Genomic DNA, 22,476 nt, shown 5'->3' on the forward strand with positions numbered 1-22,476 from the left:
GCCGCTATGCCCAACCGTTCGCGGAACGCCTCCCCTGCCCTGTCTTCCGAGGCCCCGTCTCCCGAAGCCCTGGGCCGCCTGGTCGAGGAGCATGCCGCCCTTGGCGAGCGCTGTGCCCGGCTCGAGGAACAGAATCGCGCCCTCAGGGCGGAACGCGACCACTACCATTGGCTGGCCGAGAGCAGCACCGATCTGATCTCCCGCCACGCCCGGGACGGCACCTTCCTCTACGCCTCCGGGGCGGCGCGCGATCTGCTCGGCTTTGCGCCCGAAGAACTGATCGGTGTCTCCGCCTATGACCTCTTCCATCCATCCGACCTGGCCGACCTGCTCAACAAGTCGCCGCGAATCTACTATCACGACGGCTTCTACCAGCAGACCTATCGCTTCCGCGCCAAGGATGGCCACTACGTGTGGTTCGAGACCACCAGCCGTACCCGGCGCGACCCGGCCAGCGGCGAATTGATCGACATCCTCTGCGTCTCCCGGGACGTGAGCCGTCGCCTGCGTGCCGAGGCGAATCGCGAACGGCTGGCGCGCGTGGTGGAATCCACCACCGAATTCGTGCTGTTCATGGATGACGAAGAGCGGCTCTTCTACGCCAACCAGGCCGCCCGCCACCTCCTGCAGCTCTCCCTTCCCGATGGTGCTACCCGCCTGTCAGATGCCTACGTCGACGCCTCGCTGAGCGATCTGCGCGATATCGTGCTGCCTGCGGTAACCCGCTACGGCTCCTGGAGCGGCGAGCTCGCCATGCGCGGCCCCGATGGGCCGGTGCCGGTGCTCAGCGTGGTGATGGCGCACTCGGGGCCCGGCACGGAACCGGGGCATGTGTCGTTGCTCAACCGCGATATTCGGCTGCGTCAGGCCGCCGAGGAGCAGGCCCGCCGGCATCAGGCCCAGATCGCCCATGCCAACCGGCTGGCCACTACCGGCGAGCTGGCCTCCAACATCGCCCATGAACTCAATCAGCCCCTGGGCACCATTGGCAATTACGCCAGCGGTGCCCTGCTCAAGCTCGACGCCGACCCGCCGGCCGAGGCGCTGCGCCTGCCCCTCGAACAGATCCAGCAACAGGTAGAGCGCCTGGGAGAGCGGCTGCGCCATATTCGAAGCTTCGTGCGCAAGGGCCAGACTCGCCCGCGGCCGGTGGCCATGTCAGACGTGGTGGAGGCCGCCTGCCGCCTGTGTGAATGGCAATACCAGCAGGCCGGGGTCGACCTCGAGCCGCCTCTCGAGTCGTCACTACCGCGGGTGATCGCCGACCCCGTCGCACTGGAGCAGGTGCTGGTCAATCTGCTGCTCAACGCCCTGGAGGCGAGTCGCGACCATCCCGGCGCCGAGCGGGTCCAGATTCAGGCCCGACGCAGCGGGCGCCGCGAAGTGGCCCTGACGGTGGCCGACCAGGGCCCGGGCATTACCCCCGACCAGGCGGAACGCATCTTCGCCCCCTTCCACTCGGGCCGCGCCGAGGGGCTGGGCATGGGCCTGGCCATCAGCCATTCGCTGATGGAAGCCATGGGCGGCAACTTGCGCCTGCTGCCACCGGGCGGTTCCGGCGGCGCCACCTTTACCGCTACACTGCTCGCCGAACCCGACCACACCGCCGCCATACAGCGTCCATGACCGATATCACTTCACCCTGCATCGCCATCGTCGATGATGACCAGGCCCTGCGCGACTCCCTGGCCTGGTTGCTGGACTCCGTGGGCATCGCCAGCCGCCTCTTCGCCGATGGCGAGGCCTTCCTGGCCGCCGACCCCGACGGCTTCGATACGGTGCTGCTGGATGTGCGCATGCCCGGCCTCTCCGGCCTGCAGGTACAGCAACGCCTCGGTGAACGGGACAAGGCGCCACCGGTGATCTTCATGACCGGTCACGGCGACGTGCCCATGGCCGTCTCCGCCCTCAAGGCCGGCGCCCACGACTTTCTCGAGAAGCCCTTCAACCACCAGCAGCTGATCGACATCGTGCAGCAGGCGCTTCACGCCCATCGGCAGGCCCGCCGGGCCAGCCTCCGCCGGGAGGCACTGCGCGAGCGTTATGCGGCGCTGCGCCCCAAGGAGCGCCAGATCCTGGTGCATGTGGCCCGTGGCCTGACCAGCCGCGAGGTGGCCGACCACCTCGGGATCAGTCCCAAGACCGTGGAGATCTACCGGCTGCGCGCCATGAAGGCGCTGGGCGCCGCCAATCTGGCCGAGCTGGTGCGCCTGTGCGTGGCGCTGGGTCTGGTGGATACCCTGCCGGAGCCAGACAACGCCGACGGCGGTCCATAAGGCTCTCTCCCCCACCATCTCGCCGCCTCGGTCATCCCAGGGCCGTGGTCGGCGAGATGGTGGGTACCGCCTACACTGAGGGCGTAAGCCCGGCCATGGCGGCCGTGGCATCCCGACCCCAACGAGGAGGAGACAGCGCCATGAACAAGACGGCCGTGCGTACCCTCCAGCAGTATCTATCCGACCAGGACGCCTATCACGGCAGTATCGACGGTATTCACGGCCCCCGGACCCTGGCGGCCGTGAATGCCGCCCTGCAGGGGCACACCGGCCAACTGCCCGACGGGGCCGACGGCTGGAGCGATCGCCGCCGGGCCGTCGCCTGCCTGCAGATCGCCTGCCGGCAGCAGCAGATCGAGGCCGGTCCCATCGATGGATTATGGGGGCCCCAGACCGAGCATGCGGTGGACGTGCTCCACACCCTCCAGGCCACCGGCAGCAAGCCGGCCCCCTGGCGCGACCAGCCGCCGATGGATACCAACCCCAACGGCTGGCACAGGGAGAGTGAGCTGGAGTCGGTGCTGGGCTCCCCGACACGCCGGCCGCCACTGACGGTGGTCTCCTGCCCCTGGACACTTGCGCTGGCCTGGGACCCGAGCACCCACCCGAGTGGCATCGGTTGCCATGAGCGGGTCGCCGACAGCCTGGCGCGCATCCTGGAACGGGTGCATGACCACTACGGGCCCCAGCGCCTCAAGGAACTGGGCCTGCATCGCTACGGCGGCTGCTACAACAAGCGCCGCAAGCGCGGCGGCACCCGCTGGTCGACCCATGCCTGGGGCCTGGCCATCGACTGGGACCCGAGCCACAACAAGCTGAAATGGGGGCGCGACCGGGCACGCCTGGCCCGGCCGGCGTATGACACCTGGTGGCGGCTCTGGGAGGAGGAAGGCTGGGTCAGCCTGGGGCGCACACGCAACTTCGACTGGATGCACGTGCAGGCGGTCAAGCCCTGACGCCCCCTCAGTCGCGCAGGATGGTCATGCGACGCGATTCGTCTTCGGGAAAGACCCGACCGCTCTGCAGGGCAACAAACAGGTGTTGAAATACCACGCCGGGCTCGCCGGGCACGATGCCCGACCGAAAGTAGGAATGCCCCTTGGGGAAATCGTAGCGGGTGTTGACGTCGTCGCAGTCGACCGCAAACACATTGCGTGCCACCCGGGTCATGTCCTCCGGGCCGCTGTGGCCGAGCCGCCGGGAGGCGATGCGGTTCTTCAGGTTGGAGGCCTTGCTGGCACGCAGCGCCAGGTCATCCGAGGCGAAGTAGACGGTCACATTGCGCGAGCTATGCACGATCGGCTCACCGCTGTGTCCCGCCTCGAGGGACTCGTTGACGATATCGGCGGCGATGAGGAAGGTATTGCGAAACAGCAGCGGCACGCCGCCCGGCAGCGAGTACTTGCGCCAGACGCGAAGGGTCTCGCGTAGCACACGGTTGCCCATGGAGTGAGCCAGCACGTTGATGCGCTTGAGGCAGGGGGTCGGGTCATGCGTGAACTGCTCGTTCTCGCGCCAGTCCAGGAAACGCTGCAGCACCCGGGCGAAGGAGAAGCCGCTCAAGTCGGCGGACTCCTGGTCGTCCCAGTAGTCCTTCACCACCCCCAGGTCGTTGTCACAGGGCCATACCAGAGGCACCACCAGCACCTCGCCGGGCTCGGTGGCATCGCAGAGTCCCTGGAACTCGCGAACCGCGGTGAACACATCCTCGGGCAGGTTGGAGAAGCCGTGAATATAGATCAGCACCTGGTCGACACCGGCTTCCTTGAGCCGCCGGAGGAAGGCCGAGCTGCCGATTTCCCGGTAGGCCTCCTCCCCCTGGCGCTCGCAGTAGAACACCGAGTTGCTGGCGGCGTTATTGTTGAGGTCGAAGGTGAAGTTCCGGTCGACCCGGGTACGGATACTCTGGGTAGGAAAGCGGTTGGTAATAAACAGCATGGCGGCCACCTCGCAGTAAGGCGGCAAGATCACCGCCCTACCTTGAAGTTAGCAGCTTGTGACAGAAAGTTATCCGTTGGGCCGCCCCATTAACCCGTCTCGGCGCGCAGGTGCGGCTCGAGCATGGCCAAGTATTCGGCGAGCACCCGGGCGTTGTTGTGGCGTTCATCCTTGGCGGCAAACACCAGGGTCACCCTCTCCTTCAAGGCACGCCGCGCCAGTGGCCTGAGGCGCTCGCGATGCGCCTTGAGCTCGCCCAGGTAGCGGCGGCGGAATTCGCCCCAGCCATAATCGCCGGCATGGAAGGCCTTGCGCAGCGTATCGCTGGGGGCGGCTTCCTTCGGCCACTCGTCGATGCTCGCGTCATCCTTGGATACTCCCCGGGGCCAGAGACGGTCCACCAGCACGCGATAGCCGTCGTCACGATGCGCGGCGTCGAAGGCACGCTTCAACTCCAGGCTCATGAGGGTCACCTCCGTGGAGAATGTTGCCCCCAGTGTAGCCAATCGACACCGCGGTTTTGAACTCAGGCCTTGAGCACGTAGCGCAGCACCTCGACCACCTGGTCGGTGGTGGTGCACCATGCCTGGGCCTCGGCATCGACTTCCTTGAGCGGATGTACGATCTCTTCGCCATGGAGGGTCACATAGGGCTTGCCCAGGGCGGCGCAGTAGCCGGCATCGAAGGCGGCATTCCACTGCTTGTACTTGTCGCCGAAGCGCACCACCACCAGGTCGCTCTGCTCGATCAGGGTCCGCGTGCGGATGGCGTTGACCTTGGAGGACTGGTGGTCGCGCCAGAACTGGCTCGGCGTCTCGCCCAGGTGGTCGCCGGCGGCATCGCTGGCGTCATGATCGGTCACCGGTGCGCTGAACACCACGTCGAGGCCGGCCGCCTCGGCGCCGTGCTGGATCTCGTCGCGCCAATCGGTGTGAATCTCGCCGGAAAGATAGACGTGAAAGCTCATGACAGGCTCCTTGCACAAGTAACAGAGTGGTCAGGCATCATAGCCTAGAAAGGCATTATTGGAAAAGCATTCCAATTAATCGAAAGGCGACGCTGGATCGCCCTGCCGGCCACCGAAGGCCGCCACGACCCGCGCCGCTCACCGGGAACTCGCGACCACCGAGTCGCCGACGACCAGCCTCGCGCCGTCGCCAAGCAGCAGGATAGCGTTCTGGCCGAAGTACCCCCCCGGGGCCAGGCGGGTATTCATCTCCACCAGGGTGCGCAGTGGCTCGCCCGGCACGGCAATCTCGCCGCTACGCTGGTCCACGGTGGTAATCTTGCAGCGCTGGCAGGGCTTGCGCAGCCCCAGCCGCCAGCCACCGTCGGCGGCCGCCAGCTCGTGCCAGCCATCCTCGGCGAAGGGCGCCGCGTGATCCACCACGATGCTGGGGCGAAAGCGGCTCATGGGTACCGACTCGAGCTCCTTGGCCGCCAACTGGCGATTCAGCGCGTCAAGCGATGCCTCACCCACTACCAGGAAGGGGTAGCCATCGGCGAAGCCGGTATGCGCCTGCTCCCCGGAAGCGAGGAAATGCGGCTCGACGCGGCGCCGGTGATCGGGCGCGAAGCGTACCAGGCGCAGGCCGCTGCCTCGGATATCGCCCAGCACCGCTCTCAGCCATTCCCTGGCCTCGTCCCCCTCATCCAGGGCGGCACAGCGATCGTCCCAGACATGGACCCACAGCCGTTGCTGCCCCTCTCCCTTCAGGGGCACGCGTAATGCCTCGGCATCGGGGTGGCGCAACACCAGGGCATCGGCCTCGAGGCTGACGCGGATGGCCGCCATGGCCGGCAACTGGCGCTGGGTCACGAAGCGCCCCACGTCGTCGACCACCATCCAGCGGCGATCCCAGGCGAGCCCTTCGGGGGTAAGCTCGACCTCGTTCAGTGCGATGGCGCCCAGGGACTTGACCGGATAGATATTGAGCTGAGTGATCTTCATTCGACGGCTCCGGGGCAGGGAATACCCCAAGCCTAACCCAGCCGAGGATGGGTTACAGCCGGCTGGTCTCGATGACATAGCCGATGATGGGATAGCCGGCCTTGCGGGCCGCCTTCTCGGCTTCCAGCTGTGCCTCTATCTTGGAGATGCTCGACGAGACATGCTCGAACTCGGTGTCCATCTCGAGCTGCTTGGTGCGTACGGCCAGCTTGACCCGATGTCCGGTCTTCGGCGCTCCCTCGGGCTTGCTACGGGGTGCCTTTACCCTGGTTTCCTCATCGGAGTCGGTCGGCCATTCCGGAGGAGAAGTGGCCGCCTGCCTGCGGGTTTCCTGTGCCTTATCCATGAAACTGTCGATATCACGGCGCATTTGCCGCTCGAACTCGCTAAGTTCCGTTTCCATCATGTCTCCGTCTGCTTCAATCATGGTAGGACTATACCAGAACTCGAGCGATTACCACCCCGTGAGATCGCCCCGGGTTTGTCGAATGCCCCTTTCCCGGGGCAGACTGGCGATGCATTTCCCCACCCGAATAATGGAGATCTCCCCCATGACGATAACGACCGGCGAACGCATTCCCGACGTGACGATCAAGACCAACGGCGCGGAAGGCCCCGAGGACATTCACACCAGCGAGTTCTTCAGCGGCAAGAAAGTCGTGCTGTTCGCGGTACCCGGCGCCTTTACCCCCGGCTGCTCCAACACTCATATGCCAGGCTTCGTGGTCAACGCCGACAAGCTGAAGGCCAAGGGGATCGATGCCATCGCCTGCCTCGCGGTAAACGACGCCTTCGTGATGGGTGCCTGGCAGCAGGACCAGAACGCCCAGGCCATCACCATGCTGGCTGACGGCAATGCCGACCTGACCCGCGCGCTGGGACTCGACATGGACGCCAGCGGTGGCGGCATGGGGACTCGCTGCAAGCGCTTCGCCGCCATCGTCAATGACGGGGTGGTCGAGTATCTGGGTGTCGACGACAAGGGCGTCGACAAGAGCAGCGCCGACACGGTTCTGGCCCAGCTATAAGCGCTTGCGTGCTTCAGGAGAGTGATATGAGCCTGTCCCCGTTTCATCTGGCGATCCCGGTCCATGATCTGCCCGCGGCCCGCGCCTTCTACGGCGAGGTATTCGACCTGGAGGAAGGACGCTCGAGTGAGCAGTGGGTCGACTTCAACTTCTTCGGGCACCAGTTGGTGATCCACGAACACCCGCAGACGCCCACCCAGGAGCAGGCCCATACCAACCCGGTGGACGGCCACGACGTACCGGTGCCCCACTTTGGCGTGGTGCTGGGCTGGGATGAGTGGGAGGCGCTAGCCGAGCGCCTGCAGGCTCGCGATACGACGTTCGTGATCGAGCCTCATGTGCGCTTCCCGGGTCAGGTGGGTGAGCAGGCTACCATGTTCCTGCTCGACCCCTGCGGCAATGCCCTGGAGTTCAAGGCGTTCAAGGATATGAATCAGCTGTTCGCCAGGTAGCTTCCGAGCTTCGCCAGCGAAATCCGAAATCCAACACGGCCGTGGCAGATCTACCGCGGCCGTGTTGGATTATTGCAACGCCCGCGAATCAGCCCAGGGACACATCCAGCACCATCATGACCGCGAAACCGGTCATCGTGGCCAGGGTCACCAGGTCGATATTCTCGTACTTCCGCTGGGATTCGGGAATCAGCTCCTCCACCACGACAAAGATCATGGCACCGGCGGCGAAGCAGAGCGCATAGGGCAGAATACCCTGCATCTTCATGACGAAGATCGCGCCGATGACGCCGGCGATCGGCTCGACGATGCCCGACGCCTGCCCCATGAAGAAGCTCTTCCGCTTACTCATTCCCTCACGTCTCAGGGGCATGGCGACCACCGTGCCTTCCGGGAAGTTCTGGATGCCGATGCCTACGGCCAGAGCGAAGGCACCGCCTATGGTGGCGGAAGGCAGATCGGCAGCCACCGCGCCGAAAGCCACGCCGACGGCGAGTCCCTCGGGGACATTGTGCAGCGTGATCGCCAGCACCAGAAGGGTGCTGCGTTGCCAGGTCGTCTTGACGCCTTCGCTCTTGTCCATCCCGAGTCCGGGATGCAGGTGGGGCAGCAAGCGGTCGGCCAGCCGCATGAAAATCCCCCCGCTCATGAAACCGATCACCGCGGTCAGCCAGGGGATATGCCCCAGTTGCTCGGCCATCTCGATGCCCGGAGACAACAGCGACCAGAAGCTCGCCGCGATCATGACGCCAGCCGCAAAGCCAAGCATCGAGTCCATGAGGCGGGCGTCGAGCCGGTTGGTAAAGAACACCATCGACGCGCCAGCGGCCGTGACGCCCCAGGTAAAGAGGGTGGCGAGAAGCGCTTGCAGAACAGGGTCTAGCTGAACAAGAAAGTCGATCACTCGTGAGATACCATTCACAGGTAAGGATGGCCCAGGCGTTGGAACTGGGGTTCACTACGCGCACAGGAGACACCATCTCCGTTACCCATGTCCATTCTGCTGGCCGATGAAGCGACCTACCGGCAGGAGACGCCGGCGGCGGGCCCCTTTGCAGGGGCGATCATCGACCGCCCCAGGACGGCGTTCACTTTGTGAACATCAGGTTGAAGCTTACCGGTACCGATGTGCTGATGGAGGAAAGACCGGCAACCTCGCGCAGGGCCTCGACGCCCTCGCCCAGCCCGAAATCCTCGGCGGAGATGATCACGGGATGCACCGAGCTAATCACCAGGCTCGAATCGTCGAGGCGTAGTGCCTGCATCTCGGCCTCCAGCTCCAGCGTCTCACCGTGCAGTGTCAGGCTCAGGGTCTGGGTCGCCTGACGATGCTCGCCTGCCTGCATGTCCGACAGGGTTTCCTCGCCCATTGCCACACTCACCTCGGCCTCGCCAAACTCGCCGGTCTCGAACAGCATTTCCTGCATGCGTTCGTTGCGAATATCGATGCCGGTTTCGACGCTAGCCAGGTCGATCACCACCCGACTCTCTTGTGCGTCGATGGTGCCGGAGAGGGTGCCAAAGGAATTGATCTCACCGGTGGAAGCATCCTTCACGGAAACGTAATGCACCGAGGAGCGCTCCTCGTCCAGCTGCCAGGCGGCCTGGGCCCAGGCCGGCGTGGCCAGTAGCAGCGCGGATACTAACAGTACTTTCATGGCGACTTTCCCCCCTACAAGAATTCATGTCGACAGTGCCAGCTATCACCATAGCCCGCCACTTGCCGAGTGCAAGATGCTCCACATCGAACGCCTGGTGCGGCTCTCATACATCGACCTGATAACGGAGCTGGCAGGGCCTCGGACCGGCCTCCGGTCAGCGTATCATCGCCTGGCGGCCCTGAAACGCAACGCGGCCGTGGCATTCTTGCCACGGCCGCGCTGTATCACGGACGGCTCGGTCTAGAAGTTCGGCTTGCGCTTCTCGACGAAGGCGCTCATGCCCTCGGGCTGCTCGTCGCCGGCGAAACAGAGGGCAAACAGGGCATTCTCAAGCGCCAGGGCGCTGTCCAGATCCTGGTCCATGCCGTCGTGGATCGCCTGCTTGGCGGCGCGCACCGACTGCGGCCCATTGCTACCCAGCTGCTGACTCAGCTCCTCGACATAGTCTTCGAGCTCCGCCTGGGGCATGACCCGATTGACCAGGCCGATGCGCAGCGCTTCCTGGGCGTCAATCTTGCGACCGGTGGTGCACAGGTCGATGGCCATGGCCGGGCCGACGCGCCGCGGCAGGCGCTGGGTGCCACCGAAGCCGGGAATCACGCCGAGCAACACCTCGGGCTGACCGAAGATGGCGTTATCGCTGGCCACCGCCCAGTCACAGGCCAGGGCCAGCTCGCAGCCACCGCCCAGACAGAAGCCGTTAACCAGTGCCACGGTGGGCACCGGCAAGGCCTCCAGGCGCTTGACGGTATCCAGCGCCTGGCGGGCGAACTCCCGGGCCTGCATGGGGGTCTTGTCGCGCATTTCGGCGATGTCGGCGCCGGCCACGAAGGACTTCTCCCCGGCACCGGTGATGATCACGGCACGCAGGTCGGAGTGGCCCTCCAGATCGACCAGCACTCGCTCCAGCTCTGCCAGCACACCGCTGTTCAGGGCGTTGAGTGCCTTGGGGCGGTTAATGGTCAGGCGCACGATACCGGCGTTGTCGACCACATCGATCAGCTTCTCGCTCATGGTAGGACTCCTCGGGTTGTTGTTGAGAGACGATTGAGACGATACCGCCCAACCCTAGCGAACGCTAGGTTGGGCGGCAATCCCCCCTTGGCAGTATCCGGGATAAGGAAGCGTCGTTTTAATAGACGTGGAAGCCGCGGCCACTCTTCCGCCCCAGATAGCCGGCGGCGACCATGCGCTTGAGCAGCGGGCAAGGACGATACTTGGGGTCGCCGAAGCCCTCCTGCAGCACCTCCATGATCGAGAGACAGACATCCAGGCCGATCAGGTCGGCCAGGGCCAACGGCCCCATGGGATGGGCGGCGCCCAGCTTCATGGAAGCATCGATGTCCGCCGCGCTGGCCACGCCCTCCTGGAGCAGGAAGGCGGCCTCGTTGATCATCGGTACCAGCAGGCGGTTGACCGCAAAGCCCGGGGAGTCACCGATCGCCACGGCGGTCTTGCCCAGCGCCTGGGTCAGCGCCTCGATGCGCGCCACGGTGGCGTCGGACGTCTGCTCGGCACGGATCACCTCGACCAGCTTGAGCACCGGCACCGGATTGAAGAAGTGCATGCCCACCACACGCTCGGGCCGCTCGCACACGGCGGCGAGCCGGGTCAGCGACAGCGAGGAAGTATTGGACGCCAGGATCGCCTCATGGCTCAGGCGGCTCAGATCGCGAAACAGCTTTTCCTTGAGGGCCGGCTGCTCGGGGGCAGCCTCGATGATCACCTCGCAGTCGCGCAGGGCATCCAGTGCGGTGGTGGTGTCCAGGCGTGCCATGGTCTCCTGCTGGTCGGCCGCGGCGAGTTTCTCCTTGGCGACCAGCTTGCCCAGCCCCTTGTCGATGGCGCCGCGAGCGCGCTGGAGCTGCTCCTCGGCCACGTCATAGAGCCGGACCGAAAAGCCGCTCTGTGCCAGCACCTGGGCGATGCCCTGCCCCATGGTGCCGGCGCCTACCACACCGATCGCTTGCTCACTCATCTGCACTCTCCTGTGATCTGTTTCTTGTCAACCGTCAGGGACTGTCCCCGACCGAGCCATCAGGTCAATATTTATGCTCTTCGCCAGCATCGGCGCCACTGCCGGAGACAGTCCCTTCTCGCTCTTCTCGCTGGCGGTCGACAGTTACTGCTTGCGCGCTTCGTCGCGCAGCACGAACTTCTGGATCTTGCCGGTGGAGGTCTTGGGCAGTTCGGTAAAGATCACGGTCCTGGGTGCCTTGAAGGTCGCCAGTTGCTTGCGGCAGTGATCGATAATGTCCTGTTCGGTGACCTCGCCATAGCCCATCTTGAGCGTGACGAAGGCGCAGGGCGTTTCGCCCCACTTCTCGTCGGGCTTGGCTACCACTGCCGCCTCCTCGACCGCCGGGTGCGAGTAGATGCAATCCTCGACCTCGATGGTGGAGATGTTCTCGCCACCGGAGATGATGATGTCCTTGGAGCGGTCCTTGATCTCGATGTAGCCATCCGCATGCCACACGGCGAGGTCGCCGGTATGGTACCAACCGCCTTCCAGGGCCTGTTCCGTGGCCGCCTGGTTCTTCAGGTAGCCCTTCATCACGTTGTTGCCACGCATCAGGATCTCGCCGATGGTCTGGCCATCCTTGGGGACCGGTTCCAGGGTGTTGGGGTCGGCCACACACAGCGCCTCCAGCATGTGATAGCGCACCCCCTGGCGTGACTTGAGCCTGGCCCGCTCCTCCATGGGCAGCTCGTCCCACGCCGCACGCCAGGCGCAGGAGGTCACCGGGCCATACACTTCGGTGAGCCCGTAGACATGGGTGACGTCGATGCCCAGCGTCTCGACCCCGGCGATAACCGAGGCGGGCGGCGCCGCGCCGGCCGTGGTGACCTTCACCGGATGCTCGAAGTCGCGCTTCTGCTCCTCCGGCAGGTTGACCAGGCCATTGAGCACGATGGGAGCACCGCTGAAGTGGCTCACCGCCTCGTCGGCGATCAGGTCCATCACCTTCTTCGCCTCGACCTTGCGCAGGCAGACGTTGGTGCCGGCGGTGGCGGCGATGGTCCAGGGGAAGCACCAGCCGTTGCAGTGAAACATCGGCAGGGTCCACAGATACACCGGGTGATGCGGCATCGCCCACACCAGGATGTTGCTGGTGGCATTCAGGTAGGCCCCACGGTGGTGATAGACCACGCCCTTGGGCTTGCCGGTGGTACCGGAGGTGTAGTTGAGCGAGATGGCCTGCCACTCGTCCTCGGGCAGCCGATAGGCGTAGTCCGGGGAGCCCTCGGCCAGCAGCGCCTCATACTCCAGTTCCCCGATAACGCGCCCCTCGGGCATGAACTCGGGATCCGCCACATCGATGATCAACGGCTTGCTCTCGAGCCTGCCGACCGCCTCCTCGATCACATCCGCGAACTCGGGGTCGACCAGGATCGCCTTGGCTTCGCCATGCTCCAGCATATAGGCGATCGCCTCGGCATCCAGGCGGATATTCAGGGTGTTGAGCACGCAGCCTGCCAGCGGCACACCGAAGTGGGCCTCGAACATCGCCGGCACGTTGGGCAGCATGGCGGCCACGGTTTCACCGGGCCGGATGCCACGCTTCTCGATCGCCGAGGCAAGACGGCGGCAGCGCTCCCAGGTGGTGCCCCAGTCGCGGCGTAGCTCGCCGTAGACCACCGCCGGGTAGTCTGGATAGACCGAGGCGGTTCGCTCGATAAAGGTCAGCGGTGACAACGGCACATGGTTGGCGGCGGTCTTGGGCAGACCCTGCTCGAAGATGCTCTGACTCATGGGTGGCTCCGTGAACTGGCACATGGCCATGGAAGGTTGGTGGTGTGACCGCCGGCACGGAGCCGGCGGCGAACGCCTGGTGTTGAGACTAGTGAGCGACTTCGAAGGCGGCCAGGCTGGCCATCCCGGCCTCGATCACAGCGCGCTGTGCCCTCCCCACCGGGAGCCATTGGCGAATCGCATAGTCGGCGCTCAGGCGCTTGGCGGCATAGAACGAGTCTGCGCTGCCGTTGGCCTGGGCGGCGCTGGCCTTGAGCGCCGCCTGACCCATCTGCCAGGCGCACAACACATGCCCGACGAGACTCAGGAAGGGAGTGGCATAGGCCTGGACGGCATCGGCGCCACTCTCCGGGTCGGCGCCCGCTTCCAGCACCGTGGCCATGGCGGCACGCAGATCGGCGGCGCCGCCCGACAGGCTCTCGCCGAGGCCGGCATGATCGGCGCTCGCCGCCAGCGCCTCGGCAGTGGCCTCTACCTGCTCGATCAATCCCGCCAGGGCGGCACCGCCGTCGCGCTGCAGCTTGCGCCCGGCGAGATCCAGGGCCTGAATGCCGTTGGTGCCTTCATAGATGGGCGCAATGCGCGCATCGCGCAGCAGCTGGGCGGCACCGGTCTCCTCGATAAAGCCCATGCCTCCATGGACCTGAATCCCCAGCGACGCGATCTCGACGGCCTGGTCGGTAGAGAACGCCTTGACCACCGGAATCAGGACGTCGACTCGGGCCTGGGCGGCAACCCGCTCGGCATCGTTTGCTGCATGGCGCGCCACGTCGAGCTGGGCGGCGCAGTAGAGCGCCAGGGCACGCAGGGCATCGGTACGGGCACGCATCGAGAGCAGCATGCGCCGCACATCCAGGTGATCGCTGATCGTGCAGTCCTGGCGCCCCGAGCGCGGGCTGCGGCCCTGGGTGCGATCCAGGGCGTAGGCGGCGGCGTGCTGGCAGGCGCGCTCGGCCACGCCGACGCCCTGGATGCCGACCTTGTGGCGCGCCTCGTTCATCATGGTGAACATATGGTTGAGGCCGCGTCCCTCTTCACCGACCAGGTAACCGATGGCACCGTCCTTCTCGCCGAAACTCAGGGTGCAGGTAGGCGAGCCGTGGATGCCCAGCTTGTGCTCGAGGGCGGCACAGACGACATCGTTACGCTCACCCAGGGTGACATCGGCGCTGGCCCCGGGTTCATTGACCTGGGGTTCATGGACCTGGGGTTCATGGACTAAGTACTTGGGCACCACGAACAGCGAGATCCCCTTGTTGCCCTCGGGGGCATCCGGCTTGCGCGCCAGCACCAGGTGAATGATGTTCTCGGCGGCATCATGCTCGCCCCAGGTGATAAAGATCTTCTGGCCGAAGAGTCGATAGCTGCCGTCCTCCTGGGGCACGGCACGGGTCCGCACCTTGGAGAGGTCGGAGCCGGCCTGGGGCTCAGTCAGGTTCATGGTCCCCGTCCAGCGTCCCTCGACGAGTTTGGGCAGGTAGGTAGAGCGCAGCGCTTCGTTACCATGGTGGGCCAGCGCCTCGATGGCACCGGCCGTCAGCATGGGACACAGGCCCAGCGCCATGTTGGCGCCTTGAAGCATTTCCTGCACCGCGCTCGCCACCACCTCGGGCAGCCCCTGACCGCCCAGCGACTCGGAGACGCCGATGCCATTCCAGCCGCCTTCGGCGTAGGCCTGGTAGGCCTCGACAAAGCCTTCCGGCACGTCCACGCCACCATCGTCACGGCGGGTGCAACCCTGCTGGTCGCCGCTGGCATTGAGTGGCGCCCAGACCTCACCGGCCAGCTTGGCGGCTTCCTCCAGCACCGCCTCGACCAGGTCGGGACTGGCTTCCTCGAAGCCGGGCAGTGACAACGAGCCATGTTCGAGCAGTTCTTCCAGCACGAAGCGGAAATCGCGAACGGGAGCGGCAAAGGGAATCATCGAAGCACCTCGGGGAAAATGATAACGGCGATAGTAGATTCACTACTTTCTGCCGACCATTAGCCCAAGGTCTTAAATATCGAGCGCCCCGCACAGGGGCGAGTGTCGCCACCTCCTGGACGCTGAACGCCACGGGCCGCTTAATGATGAAAAATTCAGGGTCAGCGACTTCGATGGTCAACACAGTACCTGCTATGCTGCTTTAAGTTGCGTACAGCAAGAATGGGTGTGCCACAAGATCAAGAAAAACCGATATCTCTCTCGCTTTTCTCATATAAATACACGCAAATGCAGATAAACCATTCTTAAAAATCTTTCCAGAAAAGATCGATTTCCTTGAGATAGTTGCAAAGGAGCTAGTAATGAAAAAGTTACTTTCGAAGGCAGCAATGGCTACGCTTTTGGCGGGGTTCATGACGCCTGTACTAGCGGAGGAAGGTGGCGTGATTCGTCATGACCTGCCTGACACTGACTTCCCTATCTCCTTGGCCGTCGAAGTCCCGGCTGACAAGACCCTGGTACATTTAAGCGGCCAGGTGCCTACGCAAATCAACGAAGACGCCACAAGGGAGAGCATTGAGGCATACGGCTCCATGGAGGAGCAGGCCACTTCTGCGTTGAAGTCCATTCAGAAAAGCCTTGCGTCCCTTGAGCTCACCATGGCTGACATTTACCGAATGCAGGTATTTCTTGTCGCAGAAGACGGGGAAGTAGACTTTTCGGGCTTCATGAGGGCATACAAGCAGTTTTTTGGAACCGAAGACCAGCCTAATCTTCCAGTTCGCTCTGCCGTGGAGGTCGCCGCCCTGGCAAACCCTGGATGGCTGATTGAGATCGAGGTCTCCGCGGCTCGCCCATAATTCTTTGATTTTTGGAGCGCTCCTCTACTAGGCTGGATGCCATGGGATTATCAAAAATTCGTGCTCATAGGGATCCAGCTTTTTACCTCACCAGACGTTGTATGCTTTACCTTTTCGGCATTGGGTGCCCAACACTCAGGCTTACGCCTTATTAACATGATTGAATAGACAGGACTTGGGTAGCTGGCTTTTACGTTCACTGCATGGTCTCATTAATATAACAGGGTAGTAATATGCGGCTTCAATATTTTTCGGCGGCAGCCTGCCTATTGATAGGAGGCCTGGCCAGCTCCACGACGGCTTTATCTGACGAGCCGCAGGAACAGCTTGTGGAGCGGGGCAGGTATATTGCTCAGGCGACAGACTGCATTGCCTGCCATATTGGCCCGGATGGAACGCCCTATGCAGGTGGGCAAGCCAATCGCACGCCGCTGGGCGATATCGTCGCACCCAATATATCCTCCTCCGAAGAGTATGGAATTGGCAGCTACTCTCTGAGTGATCTGACCCGCGTGCTGCGTGAGGGAAAGGCCCCCGGCGGAAAACACCTCTATCCGGCAATGCCCTACCCTTCCTATCAGGGCATGATGGATGAGGATATAGAGGCCCTGTACGCCTACCTGCAAAGTGTTCCAGCGGTAGACCGTGCGCCTGAGGCTGAAACCGACCTGAGCTTTCCCTTCAACGTTCGTCTTTCGATGACCGTGTGGAATGCCATTAATCTTGGCGAATACGCCCCGCCTGAAGGGCTTGATGACCGCGAGGCACGCGGTCAGTATATTGTCGACCATATGGCCCACTGTGGCACCTGTCATACGCCACGTGACGACATGATGGGCAGCGATTACGACCAGTATCTGGGTGGCGCCCAGCTAGGCCGCTGGTATGCACCGAACATCACCAGCGATGACACATCGGGCATTGGCGCCTGGAGCCACCAACAATTGGCGGACTACCTCAAACATGGTCAGGCAGGTTATCTTGCCCAGGCCGCAGGTCCAATGGGTGAGGCCGTTCACCATAGCCTGCAGTACCTCACCGAAGATGATCGCATGGCGATAGCCGCGTATTTAAAAGCAGTGCCGGCCATCAGCGATGAAAAACAGCAGCATGCCGTTTTCGATCCTGAGCTCGGCGTTCCGCTGGCGCAGCTTGAGCCGGTAGTCATCAAGGCCACGGATTATCGAAGCGATGAACTCGAAGAGAACGGCTTGAAATCCAACGACATTGAGGAGCCGAGCTCACCGGAGGGCCTTTATGCGCAGCACTGTGCAGCCTGTCACCGAGATGATGGTATGGGTCAACCAGACTCTCACTACGCAAGCTTGAAAGGTAATACAACAGTTCGTAGTGCCAACCCGAGAAACCTGATAGCCGTCGTCCTGGAGGGCATTAGCTATAACGGTGCGACCCCCAGACCGCTTATGCCGGGCTTTGAGGGCAAGCTAGACGACCAGGAAGTCGCCGATATCGCCAACTTTGTGCGTACGGAATTCGGCGAGCACTCGTCCAGCAATATCGAAGAAGATGACGTGGCATATATCGCTTCCGGCAAACAACCCACCTCCACTTTAATTCGCTTTGCACCAGTGCTGGCCTGGGCTGGCGTGCTAATTATTTTATTGCTGATAGTAGGCGGAATCTGGACATGGCGCCGTCGGCGTCATCAGCGTTCCCATACTGAAAGCCGCCCCGAGGCTCACTCTTAAAGGATAAGGTTCGTCAAATGACTACTAGCCCCTTTTTGACGCGGCGCGATCTGCTGGCGATGATTGGCAAGACAGCCGGCGCAACCGCTATGTATTCGGCAATGACGTCTATGGGCTTTGCCAAAGGCTCAACGTTTACCCGCGAGCTGGACCTCTCCGATGCGCCATCAGGAGAGAGCATCTTGATACTGGGCGCCGGCCTGGCCGGCATGACCGCCGCTTATGAAATGCGAAAGGCGGGTTATGATGTCAGTATTCTGGAGTATAACCAGCGCCCCGGTGGACGGTGCTACACGATTCACAGCGGCGATACCGTCACCGACCTATCCGGTGAAACACAGCACTGTAATTTCGCACCTGGCAACTATATAAATCCCGGCCCATGGCGCATCCCTTACCATCACTACGGAGTACTTCATTACTGCAAGAAATTCGGCGTCAAGCTGGAACCTTTCATACAGCTTAACTACAACGCCTACGTACATTCATCCGAAGCTTTCGGAGGAAAACCGCAGCGCATTAGAGAGGTTCTTACCGATATACATGGCTATACATCGGAGCTGCTTGCAAAAGCAACCAACCAACATGCCCTCGACGATGTCCTTACCAAGGAAGACTGTGAGTCTCTGCTTTCCCAGCTTGGTGAATGGGGCCACCTGAGCGAGGATCATAAGTATAAAAAAAGCCTGAAAGCGAGTGCCTATCGAGGCTACAAGGATTGGCCTGCAGGCGGGTTGATGCCCAAGCCTTCACCCAGCGAACCGTTGGACTTTAAAGAACTTTTGCACTCGGGCCTGTGGGGAATGCTGCTTGACTATTTCAACACCTCATACCAGCACATGATGTTCGAGCCTGTCGGCGGCATGGAGGAAATTGCCCGCGGCTTTGCGGGCGAGGTAGGCGATCTGATCGAGTACGGCCGAAAGGTAGTACGGATAAACCAGTCTGACAACGAGGTAACTGTACATTATATCGACCCGGACCGACCGGACGATGTCATGACGCGTACTGCCGACTGGTGCATATGCACGATCCCCCTTTCCATTCTCAGCCAGACTCCAGTGGATGCATCACCTGCCTTGCGTGAAGCAATAGCGGCCGTGCCCTACGCCAGCTCTGTGAAAACCGGTCTCGAGTTCAAACGACGCTTCTGGGAGCAGGATGAAAGTATTTTTGGCGGGGTCACCTATACGGACTTGCCGATAAAGGCCATATCATACCCGATGTATGATTACTTCAGCGATGGTCCAGCGGTGCTGCTGGGCGCCTACACCATTGACGATGCAACCAGCTTTACCATGTCGTCCATGAGCGCACGGGAACGTGTTGCACTTGCCGTGGCTTATGGGAAGCAGATACACCCTCAGTATGAAGATGAGTTTATTTCCGGTGTTTCCTGGTCGTGGCACCTCTCTCCCTGGTCGTTGGGATGCTACGGTCTCTGGACGGACGAGCTTCGTGAAGCTCATTACGACACGTTATGCGAGATCGACAACCGTCTGGTGCTCGCGGGCGAGCACTGTTCATACATTCCTGCCTGGCTGGAAGGGGCGATTCTCTCCGGCATGGATGCCAGTAAACGCCTCCATGAAAAGGCTACTGCTGAAGCCAGAATTTGAGGTAGCAATGAAGAACATTACGCTTGCGGTGATTTTTCTCGGCATTGGCACGTTCCCCATCACGACAAATGCCGATACAGCCGTTCCCGCTGATCACAATAAAACAGCTGTCGTGAGTTCATCCCCGAACAACAACGGTGCTGAAAGGGCAGAAACGCAAGGAAAGGAAACAAGCTCAGGGCTAGCCAAGGACGCCGGCGAACGAGGCACTCCTCCCTGGACGAACGATAGCGCCAACATCAATCTGCAGCAGCCCCGGACGCCGCCTGACAAAAACCTGCCGGAGCCCTACACGGCGCAAGACTTCGAGGTGAAGCCCGAGTGGGACAAGCTCTTCGCGGATCACAGCCGCTTCTCCACCGAGAGCGGTGAAGAGCTGTATCATACCATGTGCCAGGCTTGCCACATGGAGGACGGTCAGGGCGCAAGCGAGGCCGGTGACTACCCCTCGTTTGTCGGTGATGAACGGCTACGCTCCCCCTTCTACCCCATTGATGTCGTGCTCAACGGCTTTCGTGGGATGCCGGGATTCCGCGACCAGCTATCCGACCAGCAGATTGCCGATGTGGTCAATTACCTGCGTACAAGCTTCGGCAACCAGCTAGAGTCAGACGTCACCCCCGAAGACGTTGTTCGAGTGCGTCACTAGTCAAGGGGCTTATGCAACAGCACCACGTCGGCGGCGGGAAACTCGATGCCAAGCTCGAGTTCATCGGCCAGCCAGCGAAAGCTGGCCTCGCTGAAGAAGCTCACATGGGTCGGGTCGAGAATGTAATGCCATTGTGTGAAGGCGGCGTGGTCGGTGAACCGCTTGGTCATCAACCCTAACCAGCCGCCGGGCCGTAGCCGAGCGGCGAGTCGCGCCAGCTCCCTGCCGGGAGAAAAGAGGTGCTCGACCACCTCGGTGGCGGTGATGAAATCATAGGTATGCTCGAGTACCGACGAGTCGGGCGCATAGAAGGGATCGTAGATGGCCATGGAATGGCCAGCCTCCTCGAACATCACCGACAGCGTCGGCCCCGGTCCGGCCCCGAAGTCGAGTCCACAGGTCCCGTCGGAAAGGCGCTCGCGTAGCGGCTCGAACAGCCGCGACAGGAAGCGGCGATAGCCGGGGTCGTCCGGCGTGTTCTCGTGCTGGTCATACACCGCCCGCTCCGCCTCGGGGGCAAGCCGGAAGGCCGGCGGTACGAACACCAGCGCGCAACGCCTGCAGCAATGATACTCGCGCCGCGTATCCCGGTGGTAGAAGGCGGTATCCACGGATGTGCATAGCGGGCAGGTCGGCATCCATCGTATCCTCTGGGGCAACATCCCCATTCTCCAAGGAGAGACGAATGCTGTCAGGTCTGGATCATCTGGTCATCACCGTGACCGATATTTCCCGTGCGGTCGACTTCTACTCTCGCGTGCTGGGGCTCGAGGTGCGCTACCGCGACCGCGAACGCGTCGATCTGATCCTCGGCGACCTGGCCCTACGCCTGCACTGGACCGCTACCGATATCGAGCCCCGCGCCGGCACCCCCACACCCGGCAGCCTCGACCTCTGCCTGCGCAGCCTGCTCCCCCTGGACGAGGTGGCGCGTCACTTGCAAGCACTGGACGTGGAGATCGAGCTGGGGCCGGTAGAGTGCCAGGGCGCCAATGGCAAGCTCGAATCCCTCTACCTGCGCGACCCGGACGGCAACCTGCTGGAGATCAGCCGGCCGCTGCGTCCTGCCTCCGAGGCCGACGAGACCCCTTGATGGTCTCGACGGTGGCATTGTCGCCCTCGCCGGGTATCATGTAACTGTCTACTTTCCCAAACCGAACCAGGACCTTGGTCTACGCATGAGCGACAACCTGCACAACGACGACCCGCATCGTGAAAACATAATCATCGAGAGCCCCGAGCCGGTCGACACGACGCTGCCCATGGTCATCTATGCCCTCTATCTGGCAAGCATCATCACCGGTGGACTGACCGCTCTAGTGGGCGTGGTCATTGCCTATGTCTACCGTGGCAAGGGCCCGGAATGGCTCGACCAGCATTACCGCTATCAGATTCGTACCTTCTGGATCGGCATGCTCTATTTCGGCCTGGCCGCCGTGCTGATGTTCGTGCTGATCGGCTTCGCGTTATGGCTGGTGGCCGTCGTGTGGCTGGTGATCCGCTGCGTCAAGGGCTTCAAGGGGCTCCAGGAGAAGCGTTCTCCCGAAAACGTGGACACCTGGCTGGTCTAACGCCATGGCCACACCGCCTTCCCGTACGAGCACTATCCAGGCTCGCGCCATCAAGATGCTGTGGCGTTCCCTGGCCGGCCGAGGCCCTGGCACCCTGTGGCGACTCGCCCGCCTGATCGGCCCGCTGGTGCACCGCTTCAGCCGCCGCGAGCGCGAGGTGACCGAGACCAACCTGGTCCAGGTCTATCCGGACATGGGCGCTGCCGAGCGACGCCGGCTCGCCGGTGACAGCTTGACCCACTCCGCCGCCACCATGCTCGAGATCGGCTTCGCCTGGATGGGCGAGCCCGAGCGCGTCGAATCCTCCCTGCTGGCCATCCATGGCCGCGAGCTGCTCGACGAGGCGCGCGCCGAGGGTCGCGGTGTCATCGTGCTGGCGCCTCACTTCGGCAATTGGGAGATCCTCAACTTCTGGCTCTCCAGCCACTTCCCCTTTACCGCCATGTACGAACCGCCCAAGATCGGCGAGCTCGACGCCGTGACCCGCGCCGGCCGCGAGCGCATGGGGGCGAGCCTGGTCCCGACCAACCCCCGCGGTGTGGCGGCCCTGCTCAAGGCGCTGAAGCGCAGCGAGGCGATCGGTATCCTGCCCGACCAGGAGCCGAGCTGGGGCAGCGGCGTCTTCGCTCCCTTCTTCGGACGCCCCGCCTATACCGCAACTCTGCTGCCCAAGCTCGTCGCCCGCACCGAGGCCCGCGTGGTCACCGGGGTGGCGCGACGCCTACCCGGCCGGGGCTTCGAGATTCACTTCCTGGCGGCCGATGAGCGCGTCTATTCCGCCGACGAAGTGACGTCCGCCACCGGCGTCAATGCCTGTGTCGAGGCAGCCATCGCCCTGGACCCCGCCCAGTACCAGTGGGAGTACAAGCGTTATCGCAAGGTAATCCAGGAGCAGGAAGGGCATCCCGACCACCGTCGCTTCCGGATCTACTGACGCCGGATCGACTCAGGCCGAACCGGCTGATGCCACGGTCTGAGCCCGCCTAGCGCCTGGCACCTCACGAAACGTAGCGGAACTCTTGCCGAGGATGTGAGCCTAATCTGCAGGCACCAGGGTCATATAACGAAGCCATATAGCGAATTC

At 62.8% G+C, this 22,476-nt stretch carries 24 protein-coding genes; 12 read left to right on the forward strand and 12 right to left on the reverse strand.

Going from position 1 to position 22,476, the window contains the following annotated elements; translation table 11 throughout:
* Window positions 1-6 precede the first annotated feature (6 nt).
* The 3 genes from Q358_RS0107655 (at window position 7) to Q358_RS0107665 (ending at window position 3,232) form a co-directional block, all read left to right on the forward strand.
* A complete protein-coding gene (locus tag Q358_RS0107655; protein WP_084286485.1) occupies window positions 7-1,626 on the forward strand; it encodes a PAS domain-containing sensor histidine kinase in 1,620 nt (539 codons plus the stop codon).
* Window positions 1,623-2,276: a response regulator transcription factor gene (locus Q358_RS0107660; RefSeq protein WP_027961515.1), complete on the forward strand. Its 654-nt coding sequence runs from the start codon at window positions 1,623-1,625 to the stop codon at window positions 2,274-2,276. Before Q358_RS0107655 ends, Q358_RS0107660 begins: the two co-directional genes overlap by 4 nt.
* A 140-nt stretch (window positions 2,277-2,416) precedes the next feature.
* Window positions 2,417-3,232 (forward strand): M15 family metallopeptidase, encoded by an 816-nt coding sequence (locus Q358_RS0107665; protein WP_027961516.1) that lies wholly within the window; start codon window positions 2,417-2,419, stop codon window positions 3,230-3,232.
* Window positions 3,233-3,239: 7 nt separating this feature from the next.
* On the opposite strand, the gene Q358_RS0107670 is transcribed toward Q358_RS0107665, so the two are convergent.
* From Q358_RS0107670 to Q358_RS16815, 5 genes are all read right to left on the reverse strand, one after another.
* The gene (locus Q358_RS0107670) at window positions 3,240-4,214 is read right to left on the reverse strand and encodes an alpha/beta hydrolase (protein WP_027961517.1); all 975 of its coding nucleotides are present in this window, start codon (window positions 4,212-4,214) and stop codon (window positions 3,240-3,242) included.
* Between the two features lie 89 nt (window positions 4,215-4,303).
* Complete coding sequence (locus Q358_RS0107675; protein ID WP_027961518.1) at window positions 4,304-4,678, reverse strand: DUF488 domain-containing protein; 375 nt, start codon at window positions 4,676-4,678, stop codon at window positions 4,304-4,306.
* Window positions 4,679-4,740: 62 nt separating this feature from the next.
* Complete coding sequence (locus Q358_RS0107680) at window positions 4,741-5,181, reverse strand: YtoQ family protein (protein WP_027961519.1); 441 nt, start codon at window positions 5,179-5,181, stop codon at window positions 4,741-4,743.
* A gap of 138 nt (window positions 5,182-5,319) precedes the next feature.
* A complete protein-coding gene (locus Q358_RS0107685) occupies window positions 5,320-6,165 on the reverse strand; it encodes an MOSC domain-containing protein (protein WP_027961520.1) in 846 nt (281 codons plus the stop codon).
* A 52-nt stretch (window positions 6,166-6,217) separates the two neighbouring features.
* Window positions 6,218-6,568, reverse strand: coding sequence for a hypothetical protein (locus tag Q358_RS16815; protein WP_043487855.1), 351 nt, complete (start codon window positions 6,566-6,568; stop codon window positions 6,218-6,220).
* Between the two features lie 148 nt (window positions 6,569-6,716).
* On the opposite strand from Q358_RS16815, the gene Q358_RS0107695 reads away from it, so the two are divergent.
* On the forward strand, window positions 6,717-7,193 hold the full coding sequence (locus Q358_RS0107695; RefSeq protein WP_027961521.1) for a peroxiredoxin: 477 nt from the start codon (window positions 6,717-6,719) through the stop codon (window positions 7,191-7,193).
* 26 nt (window positions 7,194-7,219) lie between these two features.
* Window positions 7,220-7,645 (forward strand): VOC family protein, encoded by a 426-nt coding sequence (locus Q358_RS0107700; protein ID WP_027961522.1) that lies wholly within the window; start codon window positions 7,220-7,222, stop codon window positions 7,643-7,645.
* Between the two features lie 88 nt (window positions 7,646-7,733).
* On the opposite strand, the gene Q358_RS0107705 is transcribed toward Q358_RS0107700, so the two are convergent.
* The 6 genes from Q358_RS0107705 to Q358_RS0107740 form a co-directional block, all read right to left on the reverse strand.
* Window positions 7,734-8,549 (reverse strand): ZIP family metal transporter, encoded by an 816-nt coding sequence (locus Q358_RS0107705; RefSeq protein WP_027961523.1) that lies wholly within the window; start codon window positions 8,547-8,549, stop codon window positions 7,734-7,736.
* Window positions 8,550-8,733: 184 nt separating this feature from the next.
* Complete coding sequence (locus Q358_RS0107715; protein ID WP_027961524.1) at window positions 8,734-9,303, reverse strand: YceI family protein; 570 nt, start codon at window positions 9,301-9,303, stop codon at window positions 8,734-8,736.
* Window positions 9,304-9,546: 243 nt separating this feature from the next.
* On the reverse strand, window positions 9,547-10,320 hold the full coding sequence (locus Q358_RS0107725) for an enoyl-CoA hydratase-related protein (RefSeq protein WP_027961525.1): 774 nt from the start codon (window positions 10,318-10,320) through the stop codon (window positions 9,547-9,549).
* A gap of 118 nt (window positions 10,321-10,438) precedes the next feature.
* Window positions 10,439-11,284 carry a 3-hydroxybutyryl-CoA dehydrogenase gene (locus Q358_RS0107730; protein WP_027961526.1) on the reverse strand — a complete coding sequence of 282 codons (846 nt, stop codon included), beginning with the start codon at window positions 11,282-11,284 and terminating at the stop codon, window positions 10,439-10,441.
* 144 nt (window positions 11,285-11,428) lie between these two features.
* Window positions 11,429-13,060 (reverse strand): acyl-CoA synthetase, encoded by a 1,632-nt coding sequence (locus tag Q358_RS0107735; RefSeq protein WP_027961527.1) that lies wholly within the window; start codon window positions 13,058-13,060, stop codon window positions 11,429-11,431.
* An 88-nt stretch (window positions 13,061-13,148) separates the two neighbouring features.
* A complete protein-coding gene (locus tag Q358_RS0107740) occupies window positions 13,149-14,984 on the reverse strand; it encodes an acyl-CoA dehydrogenase (protein ID WP_027961528.1) in 1,836 nt (611 codons plus the stop codon).
* A gap of 362 nt (window positions 14,985-15,346) precedes the next feature.
* On the opposite strand from Q358_RS0107740, the gene Q358_RS0107745 reads away from it, so the two are divergent.
* From Q358_RS0107745 to Q358_RS17935, 4 genes are all read left to right on the forward strand, one after another.
* Complete coding sequence (locus tag Q358_RS0107745; protein ID WP_027961529.1) at window positions 15,347-15,844, forward strand: RidA family protein; 498 nt, start codon at window positions 15,347-15,349, stop codon at window positions 15,842-15,844.
* A gap of 233 nt (window positions 15,845-16,077) precedes the next feature.
* The gene (locus Q358_RS16820) at window positions 16,078-17,553 is read left to right on the forward strand and encodes a cytochrome c (RefSeq protein WP_084286486.1); all 1,476 of its coding nucleotides are present in this window, start codon (window positions 16,078-16,080) and stop codon (window positions 17,551-17,553) included.
* 17 nt (window positions 17,554-17,570) lie between these two features.
* Window positions 17,571-19,172, forward strand: a complete 1,602-nt coding sequence (locus tag Q358_RS0107755; RefSeq protein WP_043487856.1) for a flavin monoamine oxidase family protein — start codon at window positions 17,571-17,573, stop codon at window positions 19,170-19,172.
* A gap of 7 nt (window positions 19,173-19,179) precedes the next feature.
* Complete coding sequence (locus Q358_RS17935) at window positions 19,180-19,821, forward strand: c-type cytochrome (RefSeq protein WP_051530244.1); 642 nt, start codon at window positions 19,180-19,182, stop codon at window positions 19,819-19,821.
* On the opposite strand, the gene Q358_RS0107765 is transcribed toward Q358_RS17935, so the two are convergent.
* Entirely contained in the window at window positions 19,818-20,459 is a 642-nt protein-coding gene (locus Q358_RS0107765; protein WP_027961531.1) for a class I SAM-dependent methyltransferase, read from the reverse strand. The genes Q358_RS17935 and Q358_RS0107765 overlap by 4 nt on opposite strands.
* Before the next feature lie 47 nt (window positions 20,460-20,506).
* Here Q358_RS0107765 and Q358_RS0107770 point away from each other — a divergent pair, with 47 nt between their 5' ends.
* The 3 genes from Q358_RS0107770 to Q358_RS0107780 all read left to right on the forward strand — a co-directional run bounded on the left by Q358_RS0107770 (window position 20,507) and on the right by Q358_RS0107780 (window position 22,326).
* Window positions 20,507-20,914, forward strand: coding sequence for a VOC family protein (locus tag Q358_RS0107770; RefSeq protein WP_027961532.1), 408 nt, complete (start codon window positions 20,507-20,509; stop codon window positions 20,912-20,914).
* An 85-nt stretch (window positions 20,915-20,999) separates the two neighbouring features.
* Window positions 21,000-21,392 (forward strand): DUF4870 family protein, encoded by a 393-nt coding sequence (locus Q358_RS0107775; protein ID WP_027961533.1) that lies wholly within the window; start codon window positions 21,000-21,002, stop codon window positions 21,390-21,392.
* A 4-nt stretch (window positions 21,393-21,396) separates the two neighbouring features.
* Window positions 21,397-22,326, forward strand: a complete 930-nt coding sequence (locus Q358_RS0107780) for a lysophospholipid acyltransferase family protein (protein ID WP_027961534.1) — start codon at window positions 21,397-21,399, stop codon at window positions 22,324-22,326.
* Window positions 22,327-22,476: the final 150 nt, after the last annotated feature.

It is taken from the genome of Halomonas halodenitrificans DSM 735, assembly GCF_000620045.1.
Classification (GTDB): domain Bacteria; phylum Pseudomonadota; class Gammaproteobacteria; order Pseudomonadales; family Halomonadaceae; genus Halomonas; species Halomonas halodenitrificans.

What these genes read in the sequence shown, in the direction of transcription:
- Q358_RS0107675 (WP_027961518.1), bottom strand. Translation starts at nt 4,678, where the DNA reads ATGAGCCTGGAGTTGAAGCGTGCCTTCGACGCCGCGCATCGTGACGAC.
- Q358_RS0107765 (WP_027961531.1), bottom strand. Translation starts at nt 20,459, where the DNA reads ATGCCGACCTGCCCGCTATGCACATCCGTGGATACCGCCTTCTACCAC.
- Q358_RS0107770 (WP_027961532.1), top strand. Translation starts at nt 20,507, where the DNA reads ATGCTGTCAGGTCTGGATCATCTGGTCATCACCGTGACCGATATTTCC.
- Q358_RS0107665 (WP_027961516.1), top strand. Translation starts at nt 2,417, where the DNA reads ATGAACAAGACGGCCGTGCGTACCCTCCAGCAGTATCTATCCGACCAG.
- Q358_RS0107655 (WP_084286485.1), top strand. Translation starts at nt 7, where the DNA reads ATGCCCAACCGTTCGCGGAACGCCTCCCCTGCCCTGTCTTCCGAGGCC.
- Q358_RS0107695 (WP_027961521.1), top strand. Translation starts at nt 6,717, where the DNA reads ATGACGATAACGACCGGCGAACGCATTCCCGACGTGACGATCAAGACC.
- Q358_RS0107745 (WP_027961529.1), top strand. Translation starts at nt 15,347, where the DNA reads ATGAAAAAGTTACTTTCGAAGGCAGCAATGGCTACGCTTTTGGCGGGG.
- Q358_RS16820 (WP_084286486.1), top strand. Translation starts at nt 16,078, where the DNA reads ATGCGGCTTCAATATTTTTCGGCGGCAGCCTGCCTATTGATAGGAGGC.
- Q358_RS0107660 (WP_027961515.1), top strand. Translation starts at nt 1,623, where the DNA reads ATGACCGATATCACTTCACCCTGCATCGCCATCGTCGATGATGACCAG.
- Q358_RS0107680 (WP_027961519.1), bottom strand. Translation starts at nt 5,181, where the DNA reads ATGAGCTTTCACGTCTATCTTTCCGGCGAGATTCACACCGATTGGCGC.
- Q358_RS17935 (WP_051530244.1), top strand. Translation starts at nt 19,180, where the DNA reads ATGAAGAACATTACGCTTGCGGTGATTTTTCTCGGCATTGGCACGTTC.
- Q358_RS0107775 (WP_027961533.1), top strand. Translation starts at nt 21,000, where the DNA reads ATGAGCGACAACCTGCACAACGACGACCCGCATCGTGAAAACATAATC.
- Q358_RS0107780 (WP_027961534.1), top strand. Translation starts at nt 21,397, where the DNA reads ATGGCCACACCGCCTTCCCGTACGAGCACTATCCAGGCTCGCGCCATC.
- Q358_RS0107755 (WP_043487856.1), top strand. Translation starts at nt 17,571, where the DNA reads ATGACTACTAGCCCCTTTTTGACGCGGCGCGATCTGCTGGCGATGATT.
- Q358_RS0107740 (WP_027961528.1), bottom strand. Translation starts at nt 14,984, where the DNA reads ATGATTCCCTTTGCCGCTCCCGTTCGCGATTTCCGCTTCGTGCTGGAA.
- Q358_RS0107725 (WP_027961525.1), bottom strand. Translation starts at nt 10,320, where the DNA reads ATGAGCGAGAAGCTGATCGATGTGGTCGACAACGCCGGTATCGTGCGC.
- Q358_RS0107735 (WP_027961527.1), bottom strand. Translation starts at nt 13,060, where the DNA reads ATGAGTCAGAGCATCTTCGAGCAGGGTCTGCCCAAGACCGCCGCCAAC.
- Q358_RS0107700 (WP_027961522.1), top strand. Translation starts at nt 7,220, where the DNA reads ATGAGCCTGTCCCCGTTTCATCTGGCGATCCCGGTCCATGATCTGCCC.
- Q358_RS0107685 (WP_027961520.1), bottom strand. Translation starts at nt 6,165, where the DNA reads ATGAAGATCACTCAGCTCAATATCTATCCGGTCAAGTCCCTGGGCGCC.
- Q358_RS16815 (WP_043487855.1), bottom strand. Translation starts at nt 6,568, where the DNA reads ATGGAAACGGAACTTAGCGAGTTCGAGCGGCAAATGCGCCGTGATATC.
- Q358_RS0107730 (WP_027961526.1), bottom strand. Translation starts at nt 11,284, where the DNA reads ATGAGTGAGCAAGCGATCGGTGTGGTAGGCGCCGGCACCATGGGGCAG.
- Q358_RS0107715 (WP_027961524.1), bottom strand. Translation starts at nt 9,303, where the DNA reads ATGAAAGTACTGTTAGTATCCGCGCTGCTACTGGCCACGCCGGCCTGG.
- Q358_RS0107670 (WP_027961517.1), bottom strand. Translation starts at nt 4,214, where the DNA reads ATGCTGTTTATTACCAACCGCTTTCCTACCCAGAGTATCCGTACCCGG.